Origin of the sequence: Bellilinea sp. (assembly GCF_034432615.1) — a bacterium.
GTDB lineage: Bacteria > Chloroflexota > Anaerolineae > Anaerolineales > Anaerolineaceae > Bellilinea.
In genome coordinates this window covers 1-2293 of sequence record NZ_DAOUBL010000359.1, presented here as the reverse complement: position 1 = coordinate 2293, position 2293 = coordinate 1, and the positions used below count along the sequence as shown (strand labels likewise).

The 2293-nt window shown below is 56.1% G+C and carries 3 protein-coding genes and 1 pseudogene; 3 read left to right on the top strand and 1 reads right to left on the bottom strand.

The annotated features are described in order from the left end of the window. Nucleotides 1–114 (bottom strand): annotated as a pseudogene (locus tag VAE48_RS17575) (GTP 3',8-cyclase MoaA); the annotation flags it as partial. Between the two features lie 233 nt (nt 115–347). On the opposite strand from VAE48_RS17575, the gene VAE48_RS16125 reads away from it, so the two are divergent. From VAE48_RS16125 to VAE48_RS16115, 3 genes are all read left to right on the top strand, one after another. Further along, the gene (locus tag VAE48_RS16125) at nt 348–593 is read left to right on the top strand and encodes a 4Fe-4S dicluster domain-containing protein (RefSeq protein WP_322794364.1); all 246 of its coding nucleotides are present in this window, start codon (nt 348–350) and stop codon (nt 591–593) included. Nucleotides 594–604: 11 nt separating this feature from the next. Beyond that, nucleotides 605–1723, top strand: a complete 1119-nt coding sequence (vorB, locus tag VAE48_RS16120) for a 3-methyl-2-oxobutanoate dehydrogenase subunit VorB (protein ID WP_322794363.1) — start codon at nt 605–607, stop codon at nt 1721–1723. 22 nt (nt 1724–1745) lie between these two features. Next, nucleotides 1746–2293 (top strand): thiamine pyrophosphate-dependent enzyme (locus VAE48_RS16115; RefSeq protein ID WP_416181066.1); only part of this gene is annotated, 548 nt, incomplete at its 3' end.

Genomic DNA, 2293 nt, shown 5'->3' with positions numbered 1-2293 from the left:
GTTAGGGCGAAAGGTCATATCCTCCGGCATGCAATATACGCAGCGCAGATTGCAGTGATCGGTCAGGCTGATGCGGAGATAATGGATGATGCGTCCGAAGCGGTCGAGGGCCATAGGAAATTAAAGACAGGGACCTTTTAATTTAGACTTATTATATCCGATTTTGGATGAATAAAGATTATTTTTCTAATTTTTACCCGATTAGACGCAAATTTATGGATGTTTGTTTCTCTTCCTTGTGATACCTGACACTACCTTTTGAACTCAAAGCGCAAGATAATGAAAATGCAGCCAGCATCGCCGTTTTGTATATATTCAATCCCCGTTCACGAAAAGGAGGAACAGCAATGCCCGTAAAGGGACGAATTATCGTCAATGAGGCTTACTGTAAGGGATGTGAACTGTGCGTAGATGCCTGTCCGCAGCAGGTCATTGCGCTTGATCCGGTGCGGATTACCGCCAAGGGCTACCACCCGGCAACGCTGGTACAGGAAGGCTGCACCGGCTGCGGCATTTGCGCCATTGTTTGCCCGGAAGCCGCCATCACGGTTTACCGAGAAGCAGCCAAAGCCCGTCAGGCAGCAGCCGCATAGAGGAGGCAGATATGGCGAGAGAACTGTGGAAAGGAAACAATGCCATTGCCGAAGCGGCAGTACGGGCCGGCTTGCAGGCCTACTTCGGTTATCCGATCACCCCCCAAACCGAATTGCTGGAATACCTTTCGGCGCGCATGCCAGAACTGGGACGCGCTTTTGTGCAGGCGGAAAGTGAATTGGGCGCTATTAACATGGTTTACGGTGCGGCCTGCACCGGTGCGCGGGTAATGACCTCCTCTTCCAGCCCGGGCATCAGCCTGATGATGGAGGGGATTTCGTACATTGCCGGCACGGAAGTGCCCTTTGTGCTGGTGGATGTGATGCGCGGCGGGCCGGGTCTGGGTAACATTGCCCCGGCGCAGGCCGATTACAACCAGATTGTACACGGCGGCGGTCACGGCGATTACAACGCGATTGTACTGGCCCCGGCCTCCATTCAAGAGTCGGTTGACCTGACCTATGAAGCCTTCGACCTTGCCGAAAAATACCGTGCCATTACGGTCATTTTGATTGATGGTAGCATCGGTCAAATGATGGAACCGGCTGAGATGCCCCCCATGCGCCCGCTTAAGACCGAATATCCCGAATGGGCCGTGCGCGGCATCGTTGAACACCCCGGTGAGCGGCGGGTATTATCTTCAATTTACCTTGACCCGCCGGATGAGGAAGCCGCCAATTTGCGCATGCTGCGCCGCTGGCAGCAGGTGGAAGCCAACGAGGTGCGCTTCAAAGGCTACTATCTGGAGGATGCCCGTTTTGTGGTGGTTGGGTTTGGTTCAGCCGGACGGGTGGCACTTTCAGCGGTGCGTGCCGCGCGGGCGGAGGGAATTCCAGTCGGTTTGCTGCGACCCATTACCCTCAAACCCTTCCCGGTCAAGGCACTGGACGAATTGAGCCGGCAGGTTGAGGGCATGCTGGTGGTGGAGATGAACTCCGGACAAATGCTGGAAGATGTTCGCCGTGTGGTTGAGGGTCGGGTGCCGGTGGAATTTTACGGCCGCCTGGGCGGTATCATTCCCATGCCGGATGAGGTACTGGAAGAGATCCGCCGCCTGACGCGCGAACCTTTACCTCTCGATGGTCACCCGCGCGACCGCTGGCTGGCGCGCATGCCTCACAGCAACTAGAAAGGAGCGAAAAACCATGGTGATGCTCGATGAAGTTGTTGTTTATGAACGCCCGCAATCGCTGGAAGAGTGCGCCACCCATTATTGCCCGGGCTGCACCCACGGGGTAGCTCACCGCCTGATCGCGGAGGTGATTGACGAGATGGGCATCCGCGACCGGATGATTGGCGTGGCTTCGGTGGGCTGCTCGGTGTTTGCCTATAACTATTTTGATTTTGACTTTGTTCAGGCCCCGCACGGGCGCGCCCCAGCCATGGCAACCGGTATCAAGCGCGTCCTGCCCGACCGGATTGTGATGACCTATCAGGGTGATGGTGATATGGCATCCATCGGCATGGGGGAGATTGTCCATGCTGCGGCACGTGGAGAAAATATCACCGTTTTCTTCCTCAACAATGCCAATTATGGAATGACCGGCGGGCAAATGGCGCCGACAACCCTGCCGGGCCAACAGACTACCTCCAGCCCCAAGGGGCGGGATGTGGAAACGCAGGGTTACCCGGTACGCGCATCGGAATTACTGTCAACACTGGAAGGGGCCAGTTATGTGGTGCGGCGCAGCCTGCATGA

What these genes read in the sequence shown, in the direction of transcription:
- vorB (WP_322794363.1), top strand. Translation starts at nt 605, where the DNA reads ATGGCGAGAGAACTGTGGAAAGGAAACAATGCCATTGCCGAAGCGGCA.
- VAE48_RS16125 (WP_322794364.1), top strand. Translation starts at nt 348, where the DNA reads ATGCCCGTAAAGGGACGAATTATCGTCAATGAGGCTTACTGTAAGGGA.